Raw genomic sequence first — 1,274 nt, 5'->3', positions numbered from 1 at the left:
GTAGAGGCGGGCGCGGCCCTCGGCGGTTTCGGAGGCGCGGATCGCGACGGGGAGTTTCTCGGGCACCAGGGGGCCGAGTCGGCGTGCCCGCCACAGGGCCGCGAGGGCGGCGGCGACGAAAAGCTGCAGCGTGCCCCAGAGCCAGCCGGAGGGGAGCAGGTCGAAGAAGCTGCGCTCGTCGTCCGGGGTGGTGGCGTCGGTGAGTGAGGGGAGGTACCAGACCAGGTGGTCGCGGGAGCCGAGGAGTTGGAGGGCGAGCGAGGCGTTGCCGTGCTCGTCGAGGTGGTTGTTGTAGAAGATGTCGGGGGCGCCGAGGACGACTGTGTCTCCCGGGGTGCCTTCCTGGGCCGTCTCTGCGGATGTCTCGGGGATGCGGAGCAGGGTGGCCAGGCGACGGCTGGGGTAGCAGGCGTCGGCTTCGACGTGGGCGCTGCTGTAGCGGATCCCGCCGGTGTCGGCGCTGCCCGCGCGGCGGGCGGCGGGCAGGTCGCAGTCGGGGGCCAGCGTCGAGTCGAGGCTGAGCGCGGGGTCGGCGGTGACGCCGGGGGCGAGCCGTTCGACGGCGGGGCCGCCCGGGGCCACGAGGACGGTACGGCCGCCGGAGCCCTCGGTCGCGGAGCGCAGCCGCGTCTGCTGGCGTTCGGTCAGGAGGTCGGGGACGGCGACCAGCAGGGTGGTGTCCGGGCCGGCCGCGGCGCGTGCGTCGTCCAGGGTGTCGACCACGCGCGTGGACACGCCCCGGTCGGCGAGGAGTTCGGCGACGGCCCGGCTGCCGTAGGGGTCGGCGGAGCGTGGGTCGAGTTCGCCGTGCCGGGCGTCGGAGCGGATGGCGGCGATCGCGACGGCAGCGACGAGCAGCGCGACGAGCGCGAGCGTGATGCCCCGCGCGCGTGTCCACACCTGGCGTGCGGTGGGCGAGGCCGAGGTGGTGGGGAGCGTGGCCTCGGTGGTCATTCGGCCGCTCCCGGGCGGGTGTTCGGGTCCGCGCTTTCGGTCGTACTGGCGGTCGTGCTGCTTGCGAGTCGCGGCTTGCCGCGTTCCAGGTCGCGGTCGAGTTCGGTGAGGCGCCGGTACGACTGCTCGGTACCGGGGCGGCCGCCGTACGTGACGTCGTCGAAGTCGCGGGCCGCGGCGCGCAGCGGGGCGCCGTGGGCGGGCATGGCGCGGCCCGCCTCGGCTGCCGCCTCGTCGGCGGTGCGGCCGGGGCGGATGTCGAGGAGGGCGCGTTCCTCCAGAGCGCGGACGACGGCCCGCATGCGTTCCTGGACGGCTTG

At 75.3% G+C, this 1,274-nt stretch carries 2 protein-coding genes; both read right to left on the bottom strand.

Annotation, left to right across the window (positions count from 1 at the left end):
• A partial coding sequence (locus EBH09_RS14205; RefSeq protein ID WP_193776290.1) for a DUF4350 domain-containing protein occupies positions 1 to 954 on the bottom strand: 954 nt, incomplete at its 3' end.
• Positions 951 to 1,274, bottom strand: a 324-nt coding sequence (locus EBH09_RS14200; protein ID WP_153182661.1) for a DUF4129 domain-containing protein, incomplete at its 5' end; no start/stop codon positions are given. The genes EBH09_RS14200 and EBH09_RS14205, both read right to left, overlap by 4 nt.

This window comes from Streptomyces sp. E2N166 (genome assembly GCF_003671715.1).
Classification (GTDB): Bacteria; Actinomycetota; Actinomycetes; order Streptomycetales; family Streptomycetaceae; genus Streptomyces; species Streptomyces thinghirensis.
Note: the sequence above shows the minus strand (reverse complement) of the source record. Positions and strands in the feature narration are given on the sequence as shown.